This window comes from Campylobacter concisus (assembly GCF_902460715.1).
Lineage (GTDB): Bacteria > Campylobacterota > Campylobacteria > Campylobacterales > Campylobacteraceae > Campylobacter_A > Campylobacter_A concisus_AK.
Genome location: NZ_CABPUX010000003.1, coordinates 219,348 through 242,653, shown reverse-complemented (window position 1 = coordinate 242,653; position 23,306 = coordinate 219,348). Strand labels below are relative to the sequence as shown.

The 23,306-nt window shown below is 39.7% G+C and carries 25 protein-coding genes; 17 read left to right on the top strand and 8 right to left on the bottom strand.

Going from position 1 to position 23,306, the window contains the following annotated elements; genetic code table 11:
- Window positions 1-468: 468 nt before the first annotated feature.
- Window positions 469-2,712 (bottom strand): molybdopterin oxidoreductase family protein, encoded by a 2,244-nt coding sequence (locus F3G91_RS10775; protein WP_411160734.1) that lies wholly within the window; start codon window positions 2,710-2,712, stop codon window positions 469-471.
- A 260-nt stretch (window positions 2,713-2,972) separates the two neighbouring features.
- On the bottom strand, window positions 2,973-3,791 hold the full coding sequence (tupA, locus tag F3G91_RS09955) for a tungstate ABC transporter substrate-binding protein TupA (RefSeq protein WP_002941321.1): 819 nt from the start codon (window positions 3,789-3,791) through the stop codon (window positions 2,973-2,975).
- A gap of 71 nt (window positions 3,792-3,862) precedes the next feature.
- Here tupA and tupB point away from each other — a divergent pair, with 71 nt between their 5' ends.
- The 10 genes from tupB to F3G91_RS09905 all read left to right on the top strand — a co-directional run bounded on the left by tupB (window position 3,863) and on the right by F3G91_RS09905 (window position 13,485).
- A complete protein-coding gene (tupB, locus tag F3G91_RS09950) occupies window positions 3,863-4,555 on the top strand; it encodes a tungstate ABC transporter permease TupB (RefSeq protein ID WP_107930093.1) in 693 nt (230 codons plus the stop codon).
- 9 nt (window positions 4,556-4,564) lie between these two features.
- Window positions 4,565-5,518, top strand: a complete 954-nt coding sequence (tupC, locus tag F3G91_RS09945; RefSeq protein WP_149701461.1) for a tungstate ABC transporter ATP-binding protein TupC — start codon at window positions 4,565-4,567, stop codon at window positions 5,516-5,518.
- Window positions 5,519-5,763: 245 nt separating this feature from the next.
- Window positions 5,764-6,459 carry a TorD/DmsD family molecular chaperone gene (locus F3G91_RS09940; protein WP_148818444.1) on the top strand — a complete coding sequence of 232 codons (696 nt, stop codon included), beginning with the start codon at window positions 5,764-5,766 and terminating at the stop codon, window positions 6,457-6,459.
- On the top strand, window positions 6,449-6,622 hold the full coding sequence (locus F3G91_RS09935) for a twin-arginine translocation signal domain-containing protein (protein ID WP_002941238.1): 174 nt from the start codon (window positions 6,449-6,451) through the stop codon (window positions 6,620-6,622). Before F3G91_RS09940 ends, F3G91_RS09935 begins: the two co-directional genes overlap by 11 nt.
- Window positions 6,623-6,652: 30 nt before the next feature.
- Complete coding sequence (locus tag F3G91_RS09930; protein ID WP_149701460.1) at window positions 6,653-9,478, top strand: formate dehydrogenase subunit alpha; 2,826 nt, start codon at window positions 6,653-6,655, stop codon at window positions 9,476-9,478.
- Between the two features lies 1 nt (window position 9,479).
- The gene (gene fdh3B / locus F3G91_RS09925; protein WP_009294800.1) at window positions 9,480-10,121 is read left to right on the top strand and encodes a formate dehydrogenase FDH3 subunit beta; all 642 of its coding nucleotides are present in this window, start codon (window positions 9,480-9,482) and stop codon (window positions 10,119-10,121) included.
- A gap of 218 nt (window positions 10,122-10,339) precedes the next feature.
- On the top strand, window positions 10,340-11,122 hold the full coding sequence (fdhD, locus tag F3G91_RS09920) for a formate dehydrogenase accessory sulfurtransferase FdhD (RefSeq protein ID WP_149701459.1): 783 nt from the start codon (window positions 10,340-10,342) through the stop codon (window positions 11,120-11,122).
- Window positions 11,115-11,858, top strand: coding sequence for a winged helix-turn-helix domain-containing protein (locus F3G91_RS09915; protein ID WP_149701458.1), 744 nt, complete (start codon window positions 11,115-11,117; stop codon window positions 11,856-11,858). Before fdhD ends, F3G91_RS09915 begins: the two co-directional genes overlap by 8 nt.
- Before the next feature lie 25 nt (window positions 11,859-11,883).
- A complete protein-coding gene (locus F3G91_RS09910) occupies window positions 11,884-12,072 on the top strand; it encodes a hypothetical protein (RefSeq protein ID WP_002941192.1) in 189 nt (62 codons plus the stop codon).
- An 87-nt stretch (window positions 12,073-12,159) separates the two neighbouring features.
- Complete coding sequence (locus tag F3G91_RS09905; RefSeq protein ID WP_149701457.1) at window positions 12,160-13,485, top strand: aminotransferase class V-fold PLP-dependent enzyme; 1,326 nt, start codon at window positions 12,160-12,162, stop codon at window positions 13,483-13,485.
- Between the two features lie 410 nt (window positions 13,486-13,895).
- Here the strand turns inward: F3G91_RS09905 and F3G91_RS09900 are convergent, their stop codons facing one another.
- From F3G91_RS09900 to F3G91_RS09875, 6 genes are read right to left on the bottom strand one after another with little or no spacing between them, the layout of a single operon-like run.
- Window positions 13,896-14,207, bottom strand: a complete 312-nt coding sequence (locus F3G91_RS09900) for a DUF6980 family protein (protein WP_219811074.1) — start codon at window positions 14,205-14,207, stop codon at window positions 13,896-13,898.
- 37 nt (window positions 14,208-14,244) lie between these two features.
- Window positions 14,245-14,859: an ATP phosphoribosyltransferase gene (gene hisG, locus F3G91_RS09895; protein ID WP_087582879.1), complete on the bottom strand. Its 615-nt coding sequence runs from the start codon at window positions 14,857-14,859 to the stop codon at window positions 14,245-14,247.
- Window positions 14,856-15,485, bottom strand: coding sequence for a type III pantothenate kinase (locus tag F3G91_RS09890; RefSeq protein WP_103569661.1), 630 nt, complete (start codon window positions 15,483-15,485; stop codon window positions 14,856-14,858). Before F3G91_RS09890 ends, hisG begins: the two co-directional genes overlap by 4 nt.
- Entirely contained in the window at window positions 15,472-15,804 is a 333-nt protein-coding gene (locus tag F3G91_RS09885; RefSeq protein WP_103650332.1) for a hypothetical protein, read from the bottom strand. Before F3G91_RS09885 ends, F3G91_RS09890 begins: the two co-directional genes overlap by 14 nt.
- Window positions 15,801-16,808: an L-seryl-tRNA selenium transferase gene (locus tag F3G91_RS09880; RefSeq protein ID WP_149701456.1), complete on the bottom strand. Its 1,008-nt coding sequence runs from the start codon at window positions 16,806-16,808 to the stop codon at window positions 15,801-15,803. Before F3G91_RS09880 ends, F3G91_RS09885 begins: the two co-directional genes overlap by 4 nt.
- Window positions 16,808-17,371 (bottom strand): tetratricopeptide repeat protein, encoded by a 564-nt coding sequence (locus tag F3G91_RS09875; protein ID WP_103650330.1) that lies wholly within the window; start codon window positions 17,369-17,371, stop codon window positions 16,808-16,810. Before F3G91_RS09875 ends, F3G91_RS09880 begins: the two co-directional genes overlap by 1 nt.
- A 124-nt stretch (window positions 17,372-17,495) precedes the next feature.
- On the opposite strand from F3G91_RS09875, the gene gatC reads away from it, so the two are divergent.
- Genes gatC through F3G91_RS09840 form a run of 7 tightly spaced genes read left to right on the top strand, consistent with a single transcriptional unit; the run spans window position 17,496 to window position 23,297 of the window.
- Window positions 17,496-17,783: an Asp-tRNA(Asn)/Glu-tRNA(Gln) amidotransferase subunit GatC gene (gene gatC / locus F3G91_RS09870; RefSeq protein WP_021085025.1), complete on the top strand. Its 288-nt coding sequence runs from the start codon at window positions 17,496-17,498 to the stop codon at window positions 17,781-17,783.
- 3 nt (window positions 17,784-17,786) lie between these two features.
- Window positions 17,787-18,920, top strand: coding sequence for a type IV pilus twitching motility protein PilT (locus tag F3G91_RS09865; protein ID WP_103650329.1), 1,134 nt, complete (start codon window positions 17,787-17,789; stop codon window positions 18,918-18,920).
- Window positions 18,920-19,537 carry a CvpA family protein gene (locus F3G91_RS09860; protein WP_149701493.1) on the top strand — a complete coding sequence of 206 codons (618 nt, stop codon included), beginning with the start codon at window positions 18,920-18,922 and terminating at the stop codon, window positions 19,535-19,537. Before F3G91_RS09865 ends, F3G91_RS09860 begins: the two co-directional genes overlap by 1 nt.
- Window positions 19,534-20,001, top strand: coding sequence for a Fur family transcriptional regulator (locus tag F3G91_RS09855; protein ID WP_002941362.1), 468 nt, complete (start codon window positions 19,534-19,536; stop codon window positions 19,999-20,001). Before F3G91_RS09860 ends, F3G91_RS09855 begins: the two co-directional genes overlap by 4 nt.
- A gap of 4 nt (window positions 20,002-20,005) precedes the next feature.
- The gene (gene lysS / locus F3G91_RS09850) at window positions 20,006-21,514 is read left to right on the top strand and encodes a lysine--tRNA ligase (RefSeq protein ID WP_223227876.1); all 1,509 of its coding nucleotides are present in this window, start codon (window positions 20,006-20,008) and stop codon (window positions 21,512-21,514) included.
- Window positions 21,511-22,755: a serine hydroxymethyltransferase gene (locus tag F3G91_RS09845; protein ID WP_103602875.1), complete on the top strand. Its 1,245-nt coding sequence runs from the start codon at window positions 21,511-21,513 to the stop codon at window positions 22,753-22,755. The genes lysS and F3G91_RS09845 overlap by 4 nt, the downstream gene beginning before the upstream one ends.
- Entirely contained in the window at window positions 22,755-23,297 is a 543-nt protein-coding gene (locus F3G91_RS09840) for a DUF1882 domain-containing protein (protein ID WP_002941307.1), read from the top strand. Before F3G91_RS09845 ends, F3G91_RS09840 begins: the two co-directional genes overlap by 1 nt.
- The last annotated feature ends 9 nt before the right edge of the window (window positions 23,298-23,306 follow it).

Below are 23,306 nucleotides of genomic sequence, written 5' to 3'. Positions count from 1 at the left end.
CACTCATAAATAATCACGATTTTTTATCAACTTTTGCAAACATTGAACCGCGATTTTAACGTTATTTTAAAGCCTTTATTCAAAAAATTACAAACTATCACAAACAATGACAAACTATTATTATCATAACTTTTTAGCTGACTATTTGGCTGACTAGCTCAAAAAAGTAGCCAAAACATTTGCCTTAGTCAGCTAAAAGAAAAACAATACCTATGCTCTCATGCCAATTAGTGATCACAGAATTTAAAAGTTAAAGCCAACAAAGCTTTTAGCTGACGCATACAAGCTTTAAAAGTCTAAGAGCCTTGATAGATGTAAAAAATAGAGATAGCACTTCATAGCAATTTTATAAAAACAACCTATTCTTACTATGAGATTTCATCTAAAACAATAGAAAATTTTAGTTAATAAAAGTTGATTTACTATGAAAATTTGAATTAAAATTTCAAGGGCATTGCGCCCTTGAAATTATGATCTAACAGGTGAAAGATAAGGTTTTTCAGAGTGCATAGACATCTCGTTTTGTTGTCTAAATGCTATATACTCTTCTTCGCTTAATTTTTTTATGTTAGCTATAGTGATCTTAAGAGGTGTGATACCTGAGAGTGGGTCGTGGTCTTGTGCGTTTGCAAGCTCGTTACCGTCAGCCTCACTATAGTGGAAAGTCGTAAATATCGTGCTTTCTCTAAGGTCAGGATTTACGCGAAGTTTAGCTGCAATCCTACCACGTTTATTCTCTACCATTGCGTAGCAGCCATCTTCTAGCTCTCTTTCTCTTGCGATATCAGGGCTTACTTCGATTAGCGGACCTTCGATACCAGCACCATACTCTAGTGGTGGGCACTCTCTAGTCATCGTACCTGTATGGTAGTGATAAACTTTTCTACCTGTTGTAAATAAGCAAGGATAGACCTCATCTGGTACTTCGCTCATCGCACCTGAGCCTACTGGATAGCCATCAGGTATATGCATTTTGGCTTTAAATTCAGCCTCCATACTCGCACGCTTATCTTTATCGTCAGCGTAAAGCACTGGAGCTAGGCGGAATTTACCATCAGGTAGCATTGATTTGTGATCGGTATAAAGATCAGGTGTGCCTGGGTGATCTTCATCAGGGCATGGCCAGCTGATGCCACCTAGTTTTTCAAGCCTATAGTAGCTGATACCACCAAAGAATTTAGGCATTAGTTTTCTAAGCTCATCCCAAACCTCTTCTGCACTTAAGAAGTCAAATCCCTCAAGTCCCATAGCTTTTGCGATGTTGCAAACTACTTTCCAGTCAGGCTCTACGCCACCTACTGGTTCGCTTGCTTTTCTAGTTCTTTGAACGCGGCGAGATGTGTTGATAAATGTACCATCTTTTTCGCCCCATCCAGCTGCAGGTAAGACGACATCGGCCTTTTGAGCACTTTCAGTAAAGAATAGATCTTGCACGATAAAGCAGTCTAGGTGGTGCGTAGCATGCACAAAGTGCTCTGTCCAAGGGTCACTCATAACAGGGTTTTCGCCATAAACGTAAAGCACTTTTAGCTCGCCGCTATCCATCTTATCAGGTGCGTATGTTAGTTTAAAGCCAGGCACTGGATTAAGCTCGAAGTGCCAAACTTTGCGAGCTTGCTCTTGTGCATAAGCGCTATTTACTGCACCTGCTGGGATGACGTTAGGTAGTGCGCCCATATCGCATGAGCCTTGAACGTTGTTTTGTCCACGAAGTGGATTTACTCCAGCGCCTTTTTTACCTAAATTTCCTGTTAGGATCGCTAAATTTGAAAGCGAAAATACATTTGATGTACCGTCGCTAAACTGAGTGATACCCATAGTGTAGCAAATAGCAGCACTGCCAGCTTTTGCATACATCCTAGCAGCCTCAGTGATAAGCTCTTTTTTGACGCCAGTCTCACGCTCAAATCTCTCAGGAGTGAAGTCTTTTACGGCTTCTTTTAGGTACTCAAAACCCTCTGCATATTTTTCGATAAATTCACTATCTTGTAAATTTTCAGAGATGATGACATTCATCATTGTGTTTAGTGTTTTGATGTTTGAGCCAACTGGAATTTGCAAGAATATATCGGCTTTTTTAGCCATATCGGTGCGTTTTGGATCCACAACGATCATTTTTGCACCGCGCTCTAAGCCTCTTTGCATCTGCATAGCGATGATAGGGTGGCATTCGCTTGTGTTTGTGCCTATTAGTAAAAATACATCTGTATCAGTCGCAAATTCAACAAGATCGTTTGTCATTGTTCCATTTCCAAGGGTGCTGGCAAGACCTGCCACTGTTGGAGCGTGTCAAAGACGAGCGCAGTGATCTACGTTGTTACTTCCTAAAGCACGAAAGAATTTTTGAAATACATAGTTGTCTTCGTTGTTTGAACGAGCTGAACTAAAGCCCATTATAGAGCTTGGACCATATTTTTCAACGCTATTTTTAAAAGTCTTTCCTAAAAATTCATAAACCTCTTCAAAGCTAACCTCTTCAAGTTTGCCCTCTTTGTTAAACTCTCCGTTTAGTTTTCTCATCATTGGTTTAGTTAAACGTTTTGGAGAATTTACAAATTCCCAACCAAACATACCTTTTAAGCACAACTCGCCATCATTTACATGGTGGTTCTCAGTCGGCTTTGCATCGACTATCCTACCGTTTTCTACGATAAGGTCTATGCCGCAACCAGTTCCGCAATACGGACAGGTTGTTTGAATAATCTTTTGCATAGATTTCCTTTCAAGTAATATTTCTAATAACTCGGTTATTATATACCTTAGAATATAAAATTATTTTTAAAACTAATAATTTTTTTTAATTTTCTTTTAAGTAAATATGCAAAATTTGCATATTTCTTTGACACTGAATTTACGGAGCTTTTTGCCGTTTTTGTCTTATTTTGAATTTGGTTTTTTAGTTTAAGTGATTAAAAATAAATTTAAAAAATATGAAAATTTATAAAAAAATGGGCGATTGCTCGCCCGTTGAATTAGTTTTTGCGTGTGTTTGCGTCTGGAGTGAAAAGTGGCTTATCAAGAAGTTTGAAGTCACCTATAAATTTCTGACCCTCTTCGCTTGTTGCCCATTTTATAAATTTCTCTGCATTTTCGATGTCAGTTTTAGGGCAGTGTTTTGGATTTACTGCTATTAGAGAGTAGAAGTTTTTAAGGTCGTTGTCGCCCTCGTTGATGATGACCATCTCAGGATGACCTTTTTGATTTGCTTCATATTTGATATAAGTACCGCGATCAGTAAATGTAACGCCTTTTTGCTCAGCAGCAGCATTTATCGTAGCTAGCATGCCTTGACCTGTTTGCATATACCAGCTATCTTTTTCAGGGACTTCACCAGCGATCTTTTTCCAGATGCCTTTTTCTTTATTATCTGTGCCTGATTTGTCGCCACGTGAGAAGAATTTGATACCATCTTTTTTGATAAGCTCAAAACTTTGTTTGATATCTTTACCTTTAAATTTATCAGCGATTGATTTATCAGCGATAACGACGAAGTCATTGTACATTACGGCATTTCTTTTTAAGCCAAAGCCTTTTTCTACAAATTCTTTCTCAACTTTTGGTGAGTGAACAAAAAGTATGTCAGCATTGCAGTCTTCGCCAAGCTTTAGAGCCGCACCTGTACCAACAGCTGTCCATTTTATATCAACACCTGTTTTTGCTTTATAAGCTGGATAGATCGCATCAAGTAAGCCAGTGTTATCTGTACTTGTTGTAGTCGCCATGATTAGTTCATTGTCAGCGCCAAACGCCAAAACTGCGGCTGCTAGTGAGCCTAAAATAATCTTTTTCATTTTTCTCCTTTTTAGAAAATGTGGTATTATAGCACATTAAAATAATATGAATAAAAATTTAGGAATAATATTTGGATTTTTTACTTAATGGCTTTGCAGAAGCCTTTAATCTACTTTTAAACGGCAACCTTGAAACATATTCAGCCATCAAGGCTACTCTTTACACATCAAGCGTGTCGATACTTCTTGCTGTTATTGTGGGTTTTCCACTTGGTTTCATGCTTGGCTTTTATGACTTTAGGGGCCGAAAAATTTTACGCCTTTTAAGTGACACGGCTCTTGCCATGCCAACAGTTGCGATCGGTCTTATTTTATACGCATTTATCACTAGAAATGGCCCGCTTGGCAGCTTAAATTTACTCTTTACGCTAAAAGCGGTCATGCTAGGTCAGTTTGTGCTAGCTCTTCCTATCATCATCTCGCTTACCGCAAGCGTGGTTGAAAATATGGACAGAAAGCACTATCTAACTATCCTAAATTTGCGCCTTGCGCCGGCAAAGCTAGTTTGTTGTGTGCTTTACGAGCTGCGCTACGCCCTCATGGTCGTCATCGCCACCGCATACGGCAGGATCGTGGCTGAAGTGGGCGTTGCGATGATGATAGGTGGCAACATCAAGTACTTTACTAGAACGATCACCACAGCCGTTTCGCTTGAGACAAATAAGGGCGAATTTGCCATGGGTATTGCGCTTGCCATGGTTTTGATATTTATCGCATTTTTAGTAAATTTAGCGATCTTTGCGCTCAAAAAACTAGACAAATAGGAGCAAATTTTGATAAAGATAAGAAATTTACACCTAAGCTACGGCAAAAGCGAGATCCTAAATATCCCAAGCCTTGATATAAATACTAAAAAAATAACCGCCCTAATGGGCAGTAATGGCAGTGGCAAAAGCACGCTAATAAGATTACTCTCGCGCCTGCAAAGCCCAGATAGCGGCGAAATTTCACTTTGGGGTGAAAATAGACCAAGCCTTGAAATGCTGCGTAAAATTTGCGTTTTGCTGCCTGAGCCTGCCCTTTTAAAAAGAAATGTTAGAGAAAATTTCAAAGCCATTTTAAAAAGTAGAAATTTACTAAGCGAATTTGAGGAGCGAACCAGCGAAGCACTAGCTCTTGTAGGACTTGATGAGAAATTTTTAGACAAGCGCCACTTTGAGTTAAGCTCGGGGCAAACGCAGCGCATCGCATTTGCACTTGCACTTTCTTTAAGGGTGCCATTTTATCTGCTTGATGAGCCGACAAATAGCGTTGATATCGCCACTTCAAAGCTCTTTAGCAAGGCTATAAATTTGATGCACGAGAAATATGGCTGCGGCTTTGTCATCGCAAGTCACGACGAGAAGTGGCTTAGTATGCTAGCAAACGAGTGCGTGTTTTTACACAAAGGCAGGGTATGCGAGTTTGAATACAAAAATATCTTTGAGATAGAAGGTGGCGTGCTAAGCTTTGGCGACGAAGCAAAGTTAAATTTAGCTTCAAATTTTAAAGACAAAAGCAAGATCACGATCAACCCAAGCAAGATAAAAATTTCTAAAACAAGTGGAGAGGGTCAAATTTCAGGGATATTGCACTCAGCCTCGCTTTACATGGGCGATGAAAAGCTTTTGAAGGTCAAAGTTGGCGACTTTTTGATCAAAATTTTTAGCCACGATGATGAAATTACAAAGATCGGCGAGAGGGTATTTTTAGAATTTGAAGATGGCTCGATGCTCGCTTTAGAGTAAAATTTACTCCCACTATTTAAATTTAGCCCAAATTTAAAAATGGATATCAAAAAATAGCTAAATTTTAATAATCCTTCTAAAAAATCATATCTTACATAACTCCCTAAAAATGGCGTTTTTAAATATGCAATTAAGGCATATTTAAGCTTTTTTTAACTTTTCTAATTTATTTTATTTTAAGCCACATTAATAAGGCAATTAATTGTATAGTTTCGGTGTCGTTAAAAAACTATTTAAGGAAAAAGGTGAGCACAAAAGAGGAATTTGCAGCTGGCAGAAAACTTTACTACGCTACTTTCTCTAAATTCTTCGTATTTAGTGAAGATGAAAAGAGATTTGATGGCCTTAGTAAAATGCTTGATCTCATAGAAGAATACAGCCTAAATGATGAAGTATCACATGCTGTTGCAAAGATAAAAAGTAAAATTAATGAAAAAAATCCAGAGAATTTGATCACCGAATTTGATGACATTTTTCACACTCCGCCAAGTCCGCTTCGAAACTCGCTCTCTTTTTACGATGAGGGTTATGAAGTGGGTCATGCTTGCGCTGATGTGCGTAAAATTTTGGCTAAGACAAACATCAGAAGAGATGAGAGTAAATTTAAAGAGAATGAAGATAACGTGGGCTTTGTCTTTACGCTTATGAACGAGTTTATCGGTAAATTTGACGAGTGCGAAGAGGAGCTTTTTAAAAATATTATAAATCCAAACATTGATGAGTTTATAGAGAATTTATATGAGCATAAAAATAGTGAAATTTACAAGGATGTGGCCGTTTTGCTAAACGAATTTATCGCGTTTGAGCGCGTGGCACTAAACTCACCAAAACCGGTCAAGATAGACCACAAAAAGAGCGATGGTCTTTCAAGATCTGAAAGCATAAGAAGAGAAAAAAATAGGATAAGAAAACTAAGAACGGAGGGTACATATGCAAAATAGACGCGAATTTCTAAAAAAAGTCGGTCTAGTTGGCGCTGTGGCAGCAAGTGGTGCGGTAGCAGCAAATGCTAATGAAAATTTAAAATCAGGAAAGAGTAAAAAGACCGAAGTGCTTTATAAAAGAAGCAAAAACTGGGAACTTTACTACAAACAAGCAAAATAAAATTTGATAGAAATTTAAGAAAGGATGAAAATGTCTGAAGCTAGATTAAACACTACGCCAAACAACATCGGTCGTAGATCGTTTTTAAAAATGGCTGCATTAGCAAGTACTTGTGGCGCGGCTGGCTTTGCAGCAAGCAATGTCACAAGAGAAGCAACAGCTCAAGAGATGGCAAACCCATTTCCAGACTCAAAAATAGTAAAAACTGTCTGCACAGTTTGCTCTGTAGGATGCGGAGTATTAGCAGAGGTAGAAAATGGTGCATGGGTACGTCAAGAAGTAGCACAAGATCACCCAGTAAGTGCTGGTGGTCACTGCTGTAAAGGTGCAGACGTTATCGATATGGTGCGCTCACACTGCCGTGTAAAATATCCGATGAAAAAAGTTGGCGGCAAGTGGCAACGCATCTCTATGACGCAAGCACTTGACGAGATCGGCGCAAAGCTAAAAGCTTACCGCGAGAAAAATCCAGAGCAAGTTATGTTCTTAGGATCAGCAAAAGATAGCAACGAGCAGAGCTACTACATCAGTAAATTCTCTGCGATGTTTGGGACAAACAACCTAGATCACCAAGCAAGAATTTGACATAGCGCAACAGTCGCCGGTGTGGCGAATACGTGGGGTTATGGAGCTATGACAAATCACCTTGGAGATATCCAAAACGCGAAGTCTATCTTTATAATCGGCGCAAATCCAGCGGTAAATCACCCAGTTGGCTTTAGACACTTTTTAAAAGCAAAAGAGAATAATGGCGCAAAGCTGATCGTTGTCGATCCAAGATACACAAGAACTGCAGCAAAGGCTGATTATTTCGCACAAATTCGCCCAGGCACAGACATACCATTTATGTATGGCATGATGAATCTCATCTTTAAAAATGGCTGGGAGGATAAGAAATTTATAGATGAGCGCACATACGGCATCGATGAGATCCGTAAAGAGGCTGCAAAATGGACACCAGAAGTCGTTGAAGATGTGACTGGAGTGCCAGCCGCAACTCTAAAAGAGATCACAGAAATTTATGCTAAAAACCGCCCTGGCTCAGTCGTTTGGGCGATGGGTCTAACTCAGCACACAATAGGCAGCTCAAACACTCGTATAGCTCCGATCTTGCAACTAGTTCTTGGCAACATGGGCGTAAGTGGCGGCGGATGTAACATCCTAAGAGGCCACGACAACGTTCAGGGCGCTAGCGACATGGCAAACGCACCTGATAGCTTGCCTGGATACTATGCTAAAAACGAAGCTACATGGAAATATTTTGCCAAAATGTGGAAAGTAGACTACGAGTGGCTACAAGGCAACTTTGTAAAACCAGAGTGGATGTTTAAGCCTGGATTTACCCTAGCTCGCTGGTGGGCTGGCGTACTTGACGGCAAAAATGGCAATGACCCAGTTGAGAACGCAGGAGATAGCCTAAAAGCACTTGTTGTTATCGGCAATGGTATCACTTCAACAGCACAACAAGCAAAGGTTCAAGAAGGTCTTGACGGACTTGAGCTTTTAGTGCTTATGGATCCATTTGTAAATGATGCTGGCGTTATCACTAACAAAAAAGATGGAGTTTATCTTCTCCCAGCAGCAACTCAATATGAAACTAGCGGCACAGTCGTAGCTACAAACAGAAGTGGTCAATGGAGAAGCCAAGTATGTAAGCCACTTTATGAGAGCATGCCAGATCATGAAGTTTTATTTGAACTAGCTAAACGCATAGGCTTCTATGACGAGCTAACTCGCACCATAAGGGACGCTGATGGCAAGATAGAGTGGCCAGAAGCTGCTACCCGTGAGATAGCAAATATCGTAAAAAGTATCGGACTTACAGGCTGGACACCTGAACGCCTAAAACGCCACCAAGAAAATTGGGATAAATTTGATGAAAAAACACTTATGGGCAAAGAGGGCACTGACGTAGCTGGTGAGTATTACGGCTTGCCATGGCCTTGCTGGACGGAAAAGCACCCTGGTAGTCCAAATTTATATGATATAAGCAAACCAGTAATGCAAGGTGGTATGGGATTTAGAAACCGCTTTGGTTTAGAGCATAACGGCGTTAATCAGCTTGCAGCTGATGGCTCTGCTCCAGAGCAAGGCGCGGTAAATGGCGGATATCCTGAGATAACTAAGAAAAATATCGAGGAGGTTCTTGGCATAAAACTTACAGATGAAGAGCGCGAAAAAATGGGCGCTACATGGGCTACTGATGGCAGTGGCATAATCGCTGAAAAATGTATGCAAAAAGGCATAGCTCCATACGGTAATGCACGTGCTAGAGCGATAGTTTGGACATTTGTTGATCAGATCCCTCAGCATAGAGAGCCGATCCACTCACAGCGTCAAGATCTTGCGCAAAAATATCCAAGCTTTGAGGATAAACCAAATCACTACCGTGTCTATACGAAGTATAAGAGCTTGCAACAAAGTAAGGACTTCTCAAAAGAATTCCCTATCAACCTCATTACAGCTCGTCTCGTAAATTTCAGTGGTGCTGGTATGGAGACGCGTGCTAGTAAGTATCTATCACGCATTACGCCTGAGATGTTTGCCGACATTCACCCAGAGCTAGCGGCTAAACATGGCATTAAAAATTGGGATTTTGTTTGGGTTTATTCACCTGAGGGCACTAAGATCAAGGTTCGCGCAAGGATCGTACCATCAGTCAAGCCTAATATGATCTTCTTACCATTCCACTGGGCTGGATATATGCAAGGTGTTGATATGACTGGAAATTTCCCTGATGGGACAAGACCTTTTGCAGTTGGCGAGAGCGCAAATACCGTAACAAACTACGGATATGACATAGTCACTCAAATTCCAGAAACAAAAGGCGGTCTTTGCCGCATAGAAAGGGCATAATATGAGCGCATTTAACGATAACAATAGACTTAAATTTTACTGCGACACAGATAGATGCATTGATTGCAACGGCTGCGCAGTAGCATGTGATGAAGCTCATGAACTACCTATCGGCGTTAGAAGACGCCGCGTTATAACACTAAATGAAGGTGTGCCCGGCAAAGAAATTTCAACGTCAATCGCATGTATGCACTGCGAAGACGCGCCTTGTTCGCTTGTTTGTCCGGTTGATTGTTTCTACATCAGAGCTGATGGCATCGTGCTTCACGATAAAGATATCTGCATAGGCTGTGGATACTGCTTGTATGCTTGCCCATTTGGTGCGCCACAATTCCCTAAAGATGGTGCGTTTGGCGCAAGAGGCGTAATGGATAAATGCACCATGTGTGCAGGCGGTCCGTTACCAACTAATAGTGAAGAAGAGCGCGAAGTATATGGACAAGATAGAATTTCTGAGGGCAAGGTGCCAGTTTGTGCTGCGATGTGCTCTACAAAAGCTCTACTAGTTGGCGAGTCAGATGTCATCGAAAAAATCTACAATGACAGAGTTGCTGCAAGAGGTTATGGCGAAAAGAACCTAAAACAAACCACTGTTTGGAAGATCGCTTACTACGCTGGCGACAGACTAAAACTAAAAGCGTAAATTTATAGGTGCTTTTTGCACCTATAAAATTTGTTATTTTCTCTAATTTTATACTTTAAGAAATATGCCTATTTTGCATATCAAATTTTAATTATAATAACGTTTATTTCGTATCAAGATGCGTTTAAGCTTTTTGCTTTGTTTAAGCAAGTTTTTACTACAATCCAAAATAAATTTAGCTTTTTGGGCTATCATTTGTGAAAACTTCAAGGAGCAAGATGGAACCGATTTATAAAACGCAGATCATCAAATATAAAGGCGAGCAAAAAGCACGAGTTGATGATATTTTGGTGCGTGAGATCAAGCTTGAAATTTACATAAATGACAAAAAATTTGGTGCTGTTATGGCAACGCCTACAGATCAAAAGGCGCTTGCTGTAGGCTATTTGATCAGCGAAAATGTCATCACAAAGCCAGAAGACATAGCTGAAGTTAGGCTCTCAACCGACGAGCTAAGCGTCTATGTAAGCGCCAAAGTGAATGAAAAACGCTTAGAGCAGTTTGACGAAGAGAAGGTCATAATAAGTGGCTGTGGCAGAAGCTCAACGGCAAATATCGACCCACAGGCGATGGCGGCAAGAGCCGTAAAGAGCGGGGCTAAATTTAACAAAGATATGATCCTTGCTCAAATGAGGGAGTTTTACACGCAGTGCGAGCTTTATGAGATGACTGGCTGCGTGCATACGGCAAAGCTCTTTGTGAGTGAAGATAAATTTTATATAGGCGAGGATATCGCTCAGCACAATACGATCGATAAAGCCGTTGGCAAGGCCGTTTTAGACGGGGCTAATTTAGCAAATTCATTTTTGATGGTGAGTGGCAGGCTTAGCTCAGAGATGGTCGCAAAGGCTGTTATGCACGGGGTGCCAGCGCTTATCTCAAGGACAGCACCGACTAGCCTTGGCGTAGTGATCGCTCGTAAATTCGATCTTACACTTTGTGGATTTGCAAGGGGCGAAAATATCAACATTTATAGCGGCGAAGAGAGAATTTATGAGTAAAAATTTAGAAGAGCTAATAAAACAAACGCTAAATAAAAGTGGCAAACTTGACTGCGGAACGGCTTTTAAGATCGCTAGCAAGCTAGGCATAGAAGTAAGCGAGGTAAGCGACGAGGCAACCAAACTTGGCATCAAGATAGACAACTGCGAGCTTGGACAGTTTGGTGGTTTGGATAAAGACCGCGGTAAATTTACATTGTCACTAAAACTAAAAGAAGTGAGCGACGAAAAGGGCAGAGTTTTTTGCAAAGATGCAAGGGAGATGGCGGCAGCTAATGGCGGACTAAAGACCATGCGCTCGACACTTAGAGACTACGGCTTTGACGTGAAGTACTGTCAGCTAGGCTGTTTTAAGGAAAAGAAAGGCAAAAAGATGAGAGTAAAGACAAAGACTTGGATAGAAAACGACGAGGGCGAGCTTATATTTGGCAAGGGTAAAACCGAAGTTTTAGACGTTATAGCCGAGGTTGGCTCGATATCAAAGGCAGCTGAAATTTTAGGTATGAACTATAAAAAATGCTGGTCGCATCTGCAAATTTTGCAAAAAAATTTAAAAGAAGATCTCTTTACGACCAAGCAAGGCGGCGGAGATAGCGCTGGCACCACGCTAAATGATAGGGCTCATGAGCTCATAAACGCTTATAAACAGCTTCAAAACGACATCGAAGACTATGCAAATAAGCGCTTTAAAGAGCTATTTTTAAAACAAGACGAGAATAAAAACGATAAAAAATAAACCAAATTTTTAAAAGGAGAAAAACATGTATGTAAAACTAAACGACAGGACTTATCTAAACAAAGATAAGATCACTAGAATCAAGATCGATAGCGTTCAAGATGGCATTCGCATCCGTTTTTATGAGGGTGCAAACCAAGTTGCTAAGAGCCAAAGATTTGAGAGTGAAGCAAAAGCTAACGAGTGGTTAGAGAAAAACTTCTTAAACAAATAAACAGACGCGAGTGGGCGCCCTGCCCGCTTGTAACCTCACTTTATACAAAATTTCACTATAATCGCGCTTTTAACCAAAGGGAAAATCGTGCCAACTATAGATGAAGTAAGAAAAAATATCATTTTAAAAGATGGAATTTACTATTTTGACTACACGGCCTCAGGCCTTGCCTACGCGCCTATCGAAGATGAAATTTCAAAATTTTTAAAAACCTACGCAAACACTCACTCAGACAGTAGTTCAAACGCTGTGCTAACGCAAAAACGCTATGAAAACGCAAGGGCTGAGCTAAAGGAGCTTTTAGGACTTGATGATAGCTTTTATCTAATAGCAACAGGTCAAGGTGCAACGGCTGCGATAAAGAAGTTTCAGGAGATAATGGGAATTTATCTGCCGCCAGCAACAAGAGCCTTGATCGGCGAAGCAAATTTAAGAAGCGTAAATTTACCACTCGTGCTTGTTGGGCCCTATGAGCACCACTCAAACGAGATTAGCTTTCGCGAGGGACTTTGCGACTGCGAGCGCACCTTGCTTGATGAAAATGGCGAGATAGACTACGTGATGCTTGAGAGGACGCTAAAACTAAACGCAAAAAGAAAGATCATCGCCTGCTTTAGCGCCGCCTCAAACGTCACAGGCGTAAAAACCGACTACAAAAGAATTTACTCGCTCGTTAAAAAATTTGGCGGAGTGGTGGCATTTGACTGTGCAGCGACCAGCTCGCATGAAATTTTAAACGCCGCATACTTTGATGCAGCCTTTTTCTCGCCTCACAAGCTACTTGGCGGAGTTGGGAGTTGCGGTCTTTTGGCGATCAAAAAAGAGCTTTATACAAGCGATATACCAAGCTTTGCAGGTGGCGGCACCATAGCACTTGCGACGCCATCAAAGCACCTTTTTATAAAAAATGCCGAGCAGCTTGAAGAGGCTGGCACGCCCTATATCTTGGGGCTGGTGCGAGCAAGTCTAGCCTACAACTTGCAAGCAAGTGTCGGAGTAGAAAATATCAAAGCACGCGAAGATGAGCTGGCAAATTTCTTTGAAAAAGAGCTTAGCAGCATCGAAGATATCACCATTTATGGCCCTAAAAATGCAGAAAAACTGCCTATTTTTTCATTTAATGTGCGAGACATTTCACCTTATGACTTTGCCGCAACGCTTAGCAACAACTACGGTATACAAAGCCGCGCTGGTGTGATGTGCGCTGGGCCTTATGCTTTTGATCTGCTGGGGCTTAAAGAGAATAAGATCTTAGAGAAAAAGCCAGGTTTTGTGAGGGTGAGCATGCACTACACGCACACAAAAGAGGACGTGCTCTATCTCATAAACGCTATCAAATCATCGATCAAAAAGCATCGCGAGCTTTGGGGCGAGGAGAAGGCGATGTATGAAATGTTTGGCGGTAAAATTTAGGCTGAGTTTTTGTTTTCGGTTAAATTTAACTATCAAGAAAAGTTAAAAATTTAAATTTAGATTGCCATTTTAAAATGCAAAAACAATTATTATTTTTTGATCTGAATTTGCTCGTTATTTCCATTTAAATTTTAACTGTATCAAATAAAATTTACCATCTTGGATCAAATTTTGCCAGCAGAATTTAAAGCAAATTTGCTGTTTTTATACAAAGTTATATCTGCTCGGTCTTAAAAAATCTAACAAAACACACCGCCATTCTGAGCGGACAAAAAAATATTAAGTATTTTATCTTGCTTTTACATCTAGTTAAATAGAAATTTCTAAAGATTTTTTATGTGATAGCCGTTTAAAATTGGCAACAACTAGTTTTTATGTTGATTAAAAAGAGTTAAAAAATAAATTTTCAATCACTTCTTCAACCACCAACCATAATTTAAATATACTTTAGGAATTTCATCATTATCAACATCTATTCCTAATTTTTCCATTTTGTCAAACCATTTATCTCGTTTTGATTTTGGTAATTTTGTACCACAAAAAGGGCAAAATTTGATTGAAATACTGCTTGTGCCACCATCGTGAACGATAATTCCATATTCATCAAATTTAGGATAATATGAAATAAGCACGTCTGGGCAATCATAAATATTGTTATGAATCTTACAATTTAATTTCGTTGCCTCTTTCATTTGAGAGCAACAGTGTTTTACCTTAACCATTTTTTCTTTATTTGTGCTATTTACATTTTTTCAAATTTTACTTTGAAATTTCATCTTTTATCTTTTGATAAAGCTCCAAAATTTCATCTTTTTTGATGATAAAACTATTTTTATTTGCGATCAAGTAAGCTGAGCTTTGCATGATGTCGCCAGCCACTTTTAGCCCATTTTGCTTCATGGTTGAGCCAGTCTCGACCACATCGACGATCGCATCACTTAGCCCAACAAGTGGTGCTAGCTCGATCGAGCCATAAAGCTTAATGATCTTGACGCCAACAGCAAGCTTGGCAAAGTAGTTTCTAGTGATATTTGGCATCTTAGTAGCGATCCTTAGCTCAGACCTTGAAAAATCAAGCTCATCTTCGTTTTTTATGCCGATGCAGACCTTGCACTTGCCTATTTGCAGATCAAGTAGCCTTACTACATTTGGCTTATGCTCTTCAAGCACATCAAGGCCGACCACGCCGATATCTGCGGCTCCTTCAGTGACGTATGTTGGTATATCTTGGTTGCGAACCATTAAAAATCTAAAATTTCCCTCTTCAAGGATGAGTTTTCTATCCTCAAACATAAAGCTCGAACCAAAAATTTTTCTAAAAATTTCAAGTGTATCTTCTGCGATCCTACCCTTTGGTAAGGCTACTGTTATCATTTTAAAATTTCCTTTTTTTCATCGATTATTTTTTGCATGGCGCGAAAGATCAGCATCTTGTCGCAAATGGCATTTTTAAAAAATTTAGATAAAAAGTCGCCATCTCCGCCAGTAAAATAGACTTTTTTGCTGCCAGCTAGCTTTGAAATGAGCGTGATAATGGGCTTTATGATGCCATAACTCACAGCGTCGCTCGTCTTTTGAGGCAACGCATCGATATCTATTTGCGAATTTAGCGTCACATCAAGGCGTGGCGAGATGCTTTTATAGGCATTTAACATAGTTGCGATGCCTGGCAAGATGTAGCCGCCAAGATGAAGTGAGTTTGCCATTATATCGACGGTTATGGCACTTCCAGCATCTACTATAACGCCATCATTTATCATATAGCAACCTGCTTTTCTATCTACACCAAGACCTTGGTATATCGTGTCTATCTCAAAGTAAGGCTCTAAATTTACAAACATTTCATCCTTATCTATCATGCGCAAAATTTCTTCATTTACACAGATAAAATAGACCTTTTCGTTTGGTTTATAGTTCTTAAATTCACTAACTTTTATGTGTGTGATCTTGCCATTTTGTAAAAAAGAGGCGTTGGTGTTGCCGATATCACACAAAATCATAACAGCTCCAGCCTTCTTCTTTGAAGTAGTTTAGGGATTTTGAGCAAATTTGAGAGTTGTAAAAGATCACACGTTTTTTGATCTTGGTTTGAAATTTCTCTTCAAATTTAGTACAAATTTCATTTATCTCGCTGGCTTCTTTAAGCAAAAGCCTGCTATTTGCACTTCTTAAAAAAACGATCTCGTAGAAATTTTTTGTATCAACACCAAAAAACGCCTCAAGCGAGCGTTTCTTGGTAAATTCGCTAAGCTCAAGCCTTTTTAGATCCCTTAGCAAGATCTTTTTAGCTTCAAAAAGCTCCCAAATTTTTTGGTTCATTGTCCTAGATTAACATACTCGTTATCGTAGTAAAATGCGCCATTGCCCATGAAGCTTTTATCTTTTATCTCGTCGCTAAATTCATAAATTTCAGCTCCGCTAAGGTCTAAATTTGTCTTTATAACATAGCCTGTTTTTTCGATAACATAGAGCTTATTGTTGATGATAGTAGCCGCTGAGAAGATAGCAAATTTGAAATTTACCTTATTTTGCTCTTTTAGCATAAGGTCTGTTCTTACGATCGTGCCATCTTTTTTAAAGATGTAAATTTCATCGTTATGAACTAGCACGTCTTTGATCTCACCGTCATAATAAACTGTCTGGCTTGGGTTGATGACGATTAGTTTTTTGGCTGTTGCTGCGATCAAGTTATCACCCTCAACTCCCAAAAATAGGATATTGTTAAAGAAATTTTCAGAGCTTACGACAACGTCGCGTAAAATTCTACCAGTATCTTTTTGCACGATGTAAATTTTACCATCAAGCGCTGGATAGACGATGAGTGAGCTCATGAAGTAAGGTGCTACAACTCTTGAATCAACCGCTGCGATCTCAGATGAGCTATACTCCATTAGTGTAGTAGCAGTGCTTATATCGATTAGATAGATGTGGTTTGATGCGCTGATAGCTGCAAGCTGGTTTTGATCAAGTGAGGCTGCTACGATCGCAGTTGGAAATTTACCGCTATAAACGCTGTGGCCGCTAGGATCAGTCACGTTTAGGTCGCCATTTATGCTAGCTGAGATGACAAAACCGTTGTTTTCGTTTAAGAAGTTGAAATTTTCAGGCAAAGTAACGCTTTTATTTAGCCCATTTTTAGTGATAATGTTGCCATTATCAAGCGTTGCGCCATTTGCATTTGCTGATTTGATGTAAGAAGGAAGATCTTTTGATAAAGATATCTCACCAGAAGTTTGCGCAGGCTCAAAATATTGTCTTTTTGTGCCGCATCCGCTTAGAACTAAAGCCAAGGCAAAAGCCAAGAATAGTGTAAGTTTTTTCATTATTTTATTCCCTGATAGTGTTTTAAATTTTTAACTAAAGTTTGTAGTTGTGAGTCAAGTGCGATCTTGTTAAATTCGTCGTTTGCCTCTTTGATCTTGTTTTCTTTTAAAAGCTCAAAACCTTTTAAAAGCGCGTTATATTCGCTTAAAATTTGAGTATTTGCATCGCCAGTTTGTGAAAGAATGATATCTTTTACGATCGGATTTATTTTTAAATTTGCAAGCTCGCTAATGCCTTTTGTATCGTTTTTATCAAGCATTTGTCCAAGTGAAAAAAGCGCATATAAGCTTGGCTCTTTCTCCTTTAAAACATTTAAAGCACTTGCGTCATTTGGATTTAAGATAAGCTTTGAATAGGCTAAATTTGCCTCCTCAACTCTGTTGTCGTTTAAAACCTTACTAGCGTAAAATCCAATGACTGCGACGATAGCTGCCACGCATAGCACGATCAGCAAAGTTTTGTATTTCCTAAAAAAACGCTCTCCCTTGATCATACTCTCAAGAAACTGTTCCTGGGCGTCGATCTCTTTTTTTATCTCGGTTAAGTCTTCTTTTATAGCCAACGTTTTTCCTTGCTTTTGAAAAATTTTAATTCGCAGATTTTAGCATAATTAAATTAAAAGTAGCCCAAAATTAAAGCTTGAATGTGATATAATGCCTCAAAATCAATTAAAAGGTTGCTTAATAATGCAAATAGACGACACTCTCTTAAATAAACTAGAAAAACTCTCCGCATTACAAATTAATGATGAAAAGAGAGAAGAGATCAAGAAGCAATTAAGTGAAATCGTATCTTTTGTCGATGTCTTAAACGAGCTCGATCTAAGCAGCGATGAGGCCGTAGTTAGCTCTATAAAAGGTGGCACTCCATTAAGAGAAGATGAGCCACATTTAAGTGACGTTGTCGATGAAATTTTAAAGCACGCCCCTTCACGCGAGGGACACTTCTTTGCCGTGCCAAAGATCATAGAGTAAAATATGGATCTAATCGAACAACTAAGAGCGCAAAGCTCGGACGCTCAAGCCAAAGCACTAGAGAGCAATCTCTCTGGTGACATCCAAACGCTTCTAAAAACCGTTGTTTTCAATAAAGCCAGTGACCTCCACCTAGTCTCAAGGTCTGAGCCTCAGATAAGGATAGATGGCACTTTAAGACCGCTTGAATTTGGCGTGCTAAGTGGCAAAGATATAGAAAATTTATGCTACGCTCTAATCACAGACGCCCAAAAAAGCGAACTTGAAAACAATAAAGAGCTTGACTTTGCCATAGAGCTTCCAAATATCGGTCGCTTTCGTGGTAACTACTACTACACGATGAATGGCGATCTAGCGGCAGCTTTTCGTATCATACCTATCGACATCCCTTCGCTTGATGATCTAAATGCACCACAAATTTTTAAATATATCATCAAACGAGAAAAAGGCCTTATCCTAGTTACTGGACCAACAGGCAGTGGTAAATCAACGACGCTTGCTGCGATGCTTAATGAGATAAATTTAAATTATAGAAAGCACATCATCACCGTTGAAGACCCAGTCGAGTTTGTGCATAACAACAAAAAAGCCCTATTTTCACATAGAAATATCGGCACCGACACGCACTCTTACTCGAAGGCGCTAAAATTTGCACTTCGTGAGGACCCAGATATCATACTAGTAGGCGAGATGAGGGATAGAGAGACGATCTCTACGGCTATTACAGCAGCTGAGACTGGACACCTAGTCTTTGGCACTCTTCACACAAACTCAGCCATACAAACTATAAATAGGATCGTTGATAGCTTCGATGGAAGCGAGCAGCTTCAAGTAAGAAATATGCTTAGCGTTTCGCTAACTGCCGTCATCTCACAAAGTCTGATACCAAAAATAGGCGGCGGAAGATGCGCTGTGCATGAAATTTTGATAAATAATATGGCGATTTCAAACTTGATACGCGAAAACAAAGTGCATCAAATTTACTCTCAAATGCAGCTAAATCAGCAACAAACTGGCATGAGCACGCAGACTCAAGCACTAATGAAAGCGCTAAAAGAGGGCTTGATCACAAAAGAAAACGCGCTAGCCTACTCGACTAGCCAACAAGAACTTCAAAATTTAATAGGAACTGTATGATGGATTTAGTAACTTGGTTTGACATTATCGTCATCGCCCTTGTCCTGATACTTGGTGTAAAAGGCATAATAAACGGGCTTATAAAAGAGACATTTGGGCTTATCGGGCTAATAGGTGGCCTAGTTGTCGCTAGTAGATTTTCAGATGTAGCTGAGAGCTTCATAAGCAAAAATATCTATAAATTTGAAAATCCTTCATTTTTACAATTTGTCGCATTTATCGGACTTTGGCTAGTTTTTTGGCTAGTTTGTCTGCTAGTTGGCAAATTTTTATCAAAGATAGTTTCAGTAAGCGGCCTTGGCTTTTTAGATAGGCTTGGTGGATTTGTCATGGGAAGTGGCAAAATTTTCCTCACATTTTCAGCAGTCGTCGCCGTAATGTCAGGCACTTCGCTAAATAAAATGATCGAACCATACTTCACAAACAGCAAGGTCTATCCGCTCCTACTTGAAACTGGTAGATGGATAACAAATATCGATGTGAAAAACATCAAAAATGAGCTAGATGAGATGGTAGTAAGACCAAAGGATACAAACAAGAGTGATGCATTTATATCAATGGATGCAAATGCGAGCATAAACACCGACACAAACGTCACTAAAGGGGAAGAAAAATGATAGAAAATTTAGAATATGATGCCTTGCTTGAGAAATTTAAAAGAGTTCTTCGCGACAACGGTTTAAAATATACAAAACAGCGTGAAATTTTACTAAAAACGCTTTATAACAACGACGAGCACTTTACGCCAGAGAGGCTATATCTTTTTATAAAAGAGACCTATCCTGAGCTAAATATCGGCATCGCAACTGTTTATAGGACGCTAAATTTGCTAGAAGAATCAGAGATGGTAACATCTATCAGCTTTGGCTCTCAAGGCAAGAAATTTGAGCTTGCCACAAAGCCACACCATGACCACATGATATGCAGAAAGTGCGGCCTTATCATAGAATTTGAAGATCCTATGATAGAAAAAAGGCAGATAAGCATCGCAAAAGAGCATGGCTTTAAACTAACTGGTCACATGATGCAGCTTTATGGAATTTGCGAAAAATGTTCAAAAAATAATATAAAGGGAAAGTAAGGTGATATTTGACAACCAACATGAAATTCAAAGATTAGAAAGCATAGATGAGCTTAGAAATTTAGGTATAAATCCATATCCACATTTTCTTAGAAGAGATATGAATATCTCTAAATTTAGACTTAAATTTAATTATATAAAAGATACAGAAGAGAAAAAAGCAGAGGGGCAGCTAGTTGGCCTTGCAGGTAGGATAAAGCTGATCCGTGACGCTGGTAAAGCGGTCTTTGCAAACATCGAAGACGAAAATGGAAATTTACAAATTTATTTTAGCAACAAGACTCTTGATCCAGAGTGGTTTAAAATCGTTAAAAAATATGTAGAAATAGGCGACATCGTCTATGTTAGAGGCTACGCTTTTATAACAAAAACTGGCGAATTTTCAATGCATGTAAATGAGCTTAGCTTAGCTACAAAATCAATTAGTCCGCTTCCAGAGAAATACCATGGGCTAGTTGATGTTGAGACAAGATACCGCCAAAGATACCTTGATATGATAATGAACCCTGAAGTTAGGGCTGATTTTAAAAAGCGCTCGGTGATTATAAGCACGATTAGAAGATTTTTTGAAGAAAAGGGCTTTTTAGAGGTTGAAACTCCGATGCTTCACCCAATAGCTGGCGGTGCAAATGCAAAACCATTTGTGACATTTCACAACGCTCTTGGAGTTGAGAGATACCTAAGAATCGCACCTGAGCTATATCTAAAACGCCTTGTAGTTGGCGGTTTTGAAGCTGTTTATGAGATGAATAGAAACTTCAGAAACGAGGGTATGGATCTAACTCACAACCCTGAATTTACAAGTATAGAGTTTTACTGGGCATATCACAACTACCACGATCTAATGGGCATCACAGAGGATCTATTTAATGTCATTTTAGAAAAACTTGGCATGGAGAAAATGATAAATTTTGATGGTATGGAAATTGATTTTAGCAAGCCATTTAAACGCATAAGCTATAAAAAAGCCTTAGTTGAGATAGGCGGACTTGCTGAAGATATCGTAAGCGATAAGGCTAAAATTTTAGCAAAACTAAAAGCTGATGGCTTTGAGGCAAACGAGAAGCTCGACCTTGGCCACTTGCAGGCTGAACTCTTTGATAACTACGTAGAGAGTAAGCTAATACACCCAACTTTTGTCATCGACTATCCGATCTCTATAAGCCCACTTTCAAGAAGAAGTGACACAAATCCTGATGTGGCAGAGAGATTTGAGCTATTTATCGCTGGTCGTGAGCTGGCAAATGGCTTTAACGAGCTAAATGATCCAATCGATCAATACAACCGCTTTAAAGCGCAAATAGATGCTAAAAACGCAGGCGATGACGAGGCTCACGAGATGGATGAAGACTATGTAAAAGCCCTAGGATACGGCATGCCACCAGTTGCAGGCGAAGGCATAGGCATCGATAGGCTTGTGATGCTTCTAACAGATAAAAAATCAATCCGCGACGTTGTTCTCTTCCCAGCGATGAGACCACTAAAAACTGAGACAAAGGAGAATGAAAAATGAGTTTGCAAAGCTACGATAAAGAAATTTTTGATCTAGTAAATTTAGAGCTAAAACGCCAGTGCGACCACCTAGAAATGATCGCTAGTGAAAATTTCACTTATCCAGATGTTATGGAGGTGATGGGCTCAATCCTAACAAACAAATACGCCGAAGGCTACCCTGGAAAGAGATATTATGGTGGCTGCGAATTTGTCGATGAGATCGAGCAAATCGCGATCGATAGATGTAAAGAGCTCTTTGGATGTGAATTTGCAAACGTTCAACCAAACTCAGGCTCTCAGGCAAACCAAGGCGTTTATGGTGCTTTGCTTAATCCAGGCGATAAAATTTTAGGTATGGATCTAAGCCACGGCGGACACCTAACTCACGGTGCAAAGGTAAGCAGCTCTGGCAAGATGTATGAGAGCTTTTTCTACGGCGTCGAGCTTGATGGTCGCATAAACTACGATAGAGTTATGGATATCGCAAAGATAGTAAAACCAAAAATGATCGTTTGTGGCGCGAGCGCATATACAAGAGAGATCGAGTTTAAGAAATTTAGAGAGATAGCTGACGCTGTTGGCGCGATACTATTTGCAGACGTTGCCCACATCGCTGGTCTTGTAGTAGCTGGCGAGCATCAAAATCCTTTCCCGCACTGCGACGTCGTAAGCTCAACTACGCATAAAACTCTAAGAGGCCCAAGAGGCGGCATCATCATGACAAACAACGAAGAGTACGCTAAAAAGATAAACTCTTCTATCTTCCCAGGCATCCAGGGCGGACCACTAGTTCACGTCATCGCTGCAAAGGCAGTTGGCTTCAAGCACAACCTTAGCCCTGAGTGGAAAATTTACGCCAAACAAGTAAAAGCAAACGCTAAAAAGCTTGGCGAAGTGCTAATAAGCAGAGGCTTTGATCTAGTAAGTGGTGGCACTGATAACCACCTAATCCTAATGAGCTTTTTAAACCGCGAATTTAGCGGAAAAGACGCTGATATCGCTTTAGGAAATGCTGGCATAACTGTAAATAAAAACACGGTCCCAGGCGAGACAAGAAGTCCGTTTATAACAAGCGGCATACGTGTAGGTAGTCCAGCCCTTACAGCTCGTGGTATGAAAGAGGCTGAGTTTGAGCTAATAGCAAACAAGATCGCTGACGTTCTAAGCGATATCAACAACACCTCTTTACAAGAGAAGACAAAAGCTGAACTAGTTGAGCTTGCTCATAAATTTATAATCTACGATAAAGCGACATTTTGATGCAAAGTATTGATACATCTCTTATAAAGATAATAACGACCCACTACTACATCAAACGTGACACGATCGTCAATAAGATAGAGTACAAGGGTAAAATTTTCTTTGATAAATTTGAAAAGATCAACGAACCACTAACTTATAGTGTCATGAAAGAGCATGAGGAGGGCAAAGCTATAATCGCCCACTCGCTAATTAATGCAAGTGATAAGGTCGAAAATATAGTCTTTGACTACAACGGCAGAACTCCAGATAGGTTTTGGCATAGAGCTCAGCTTCTTTTAAGAGAAGAAGGCTTTATAAATTTCACAGCCTACGAGACCAAGACGCCAGGGCATTTGCACCTTTATGTGCATAAAGGTCACACTACGCTAAATGAAGCTTGCACGCTTGCAAATATGCTAAGCGCAAAACTCTCACAAAAGTTAGCCAAAGAGTGGAGAATGTTTCCTAATCAAGATATGCCAAAAGAATTTAACATCCTAACTTTGCCATATAACCTCTATCAAAAAGAGCGTGGGGCAAGTTGGTCAAAATATATGTAAGGAGAAATA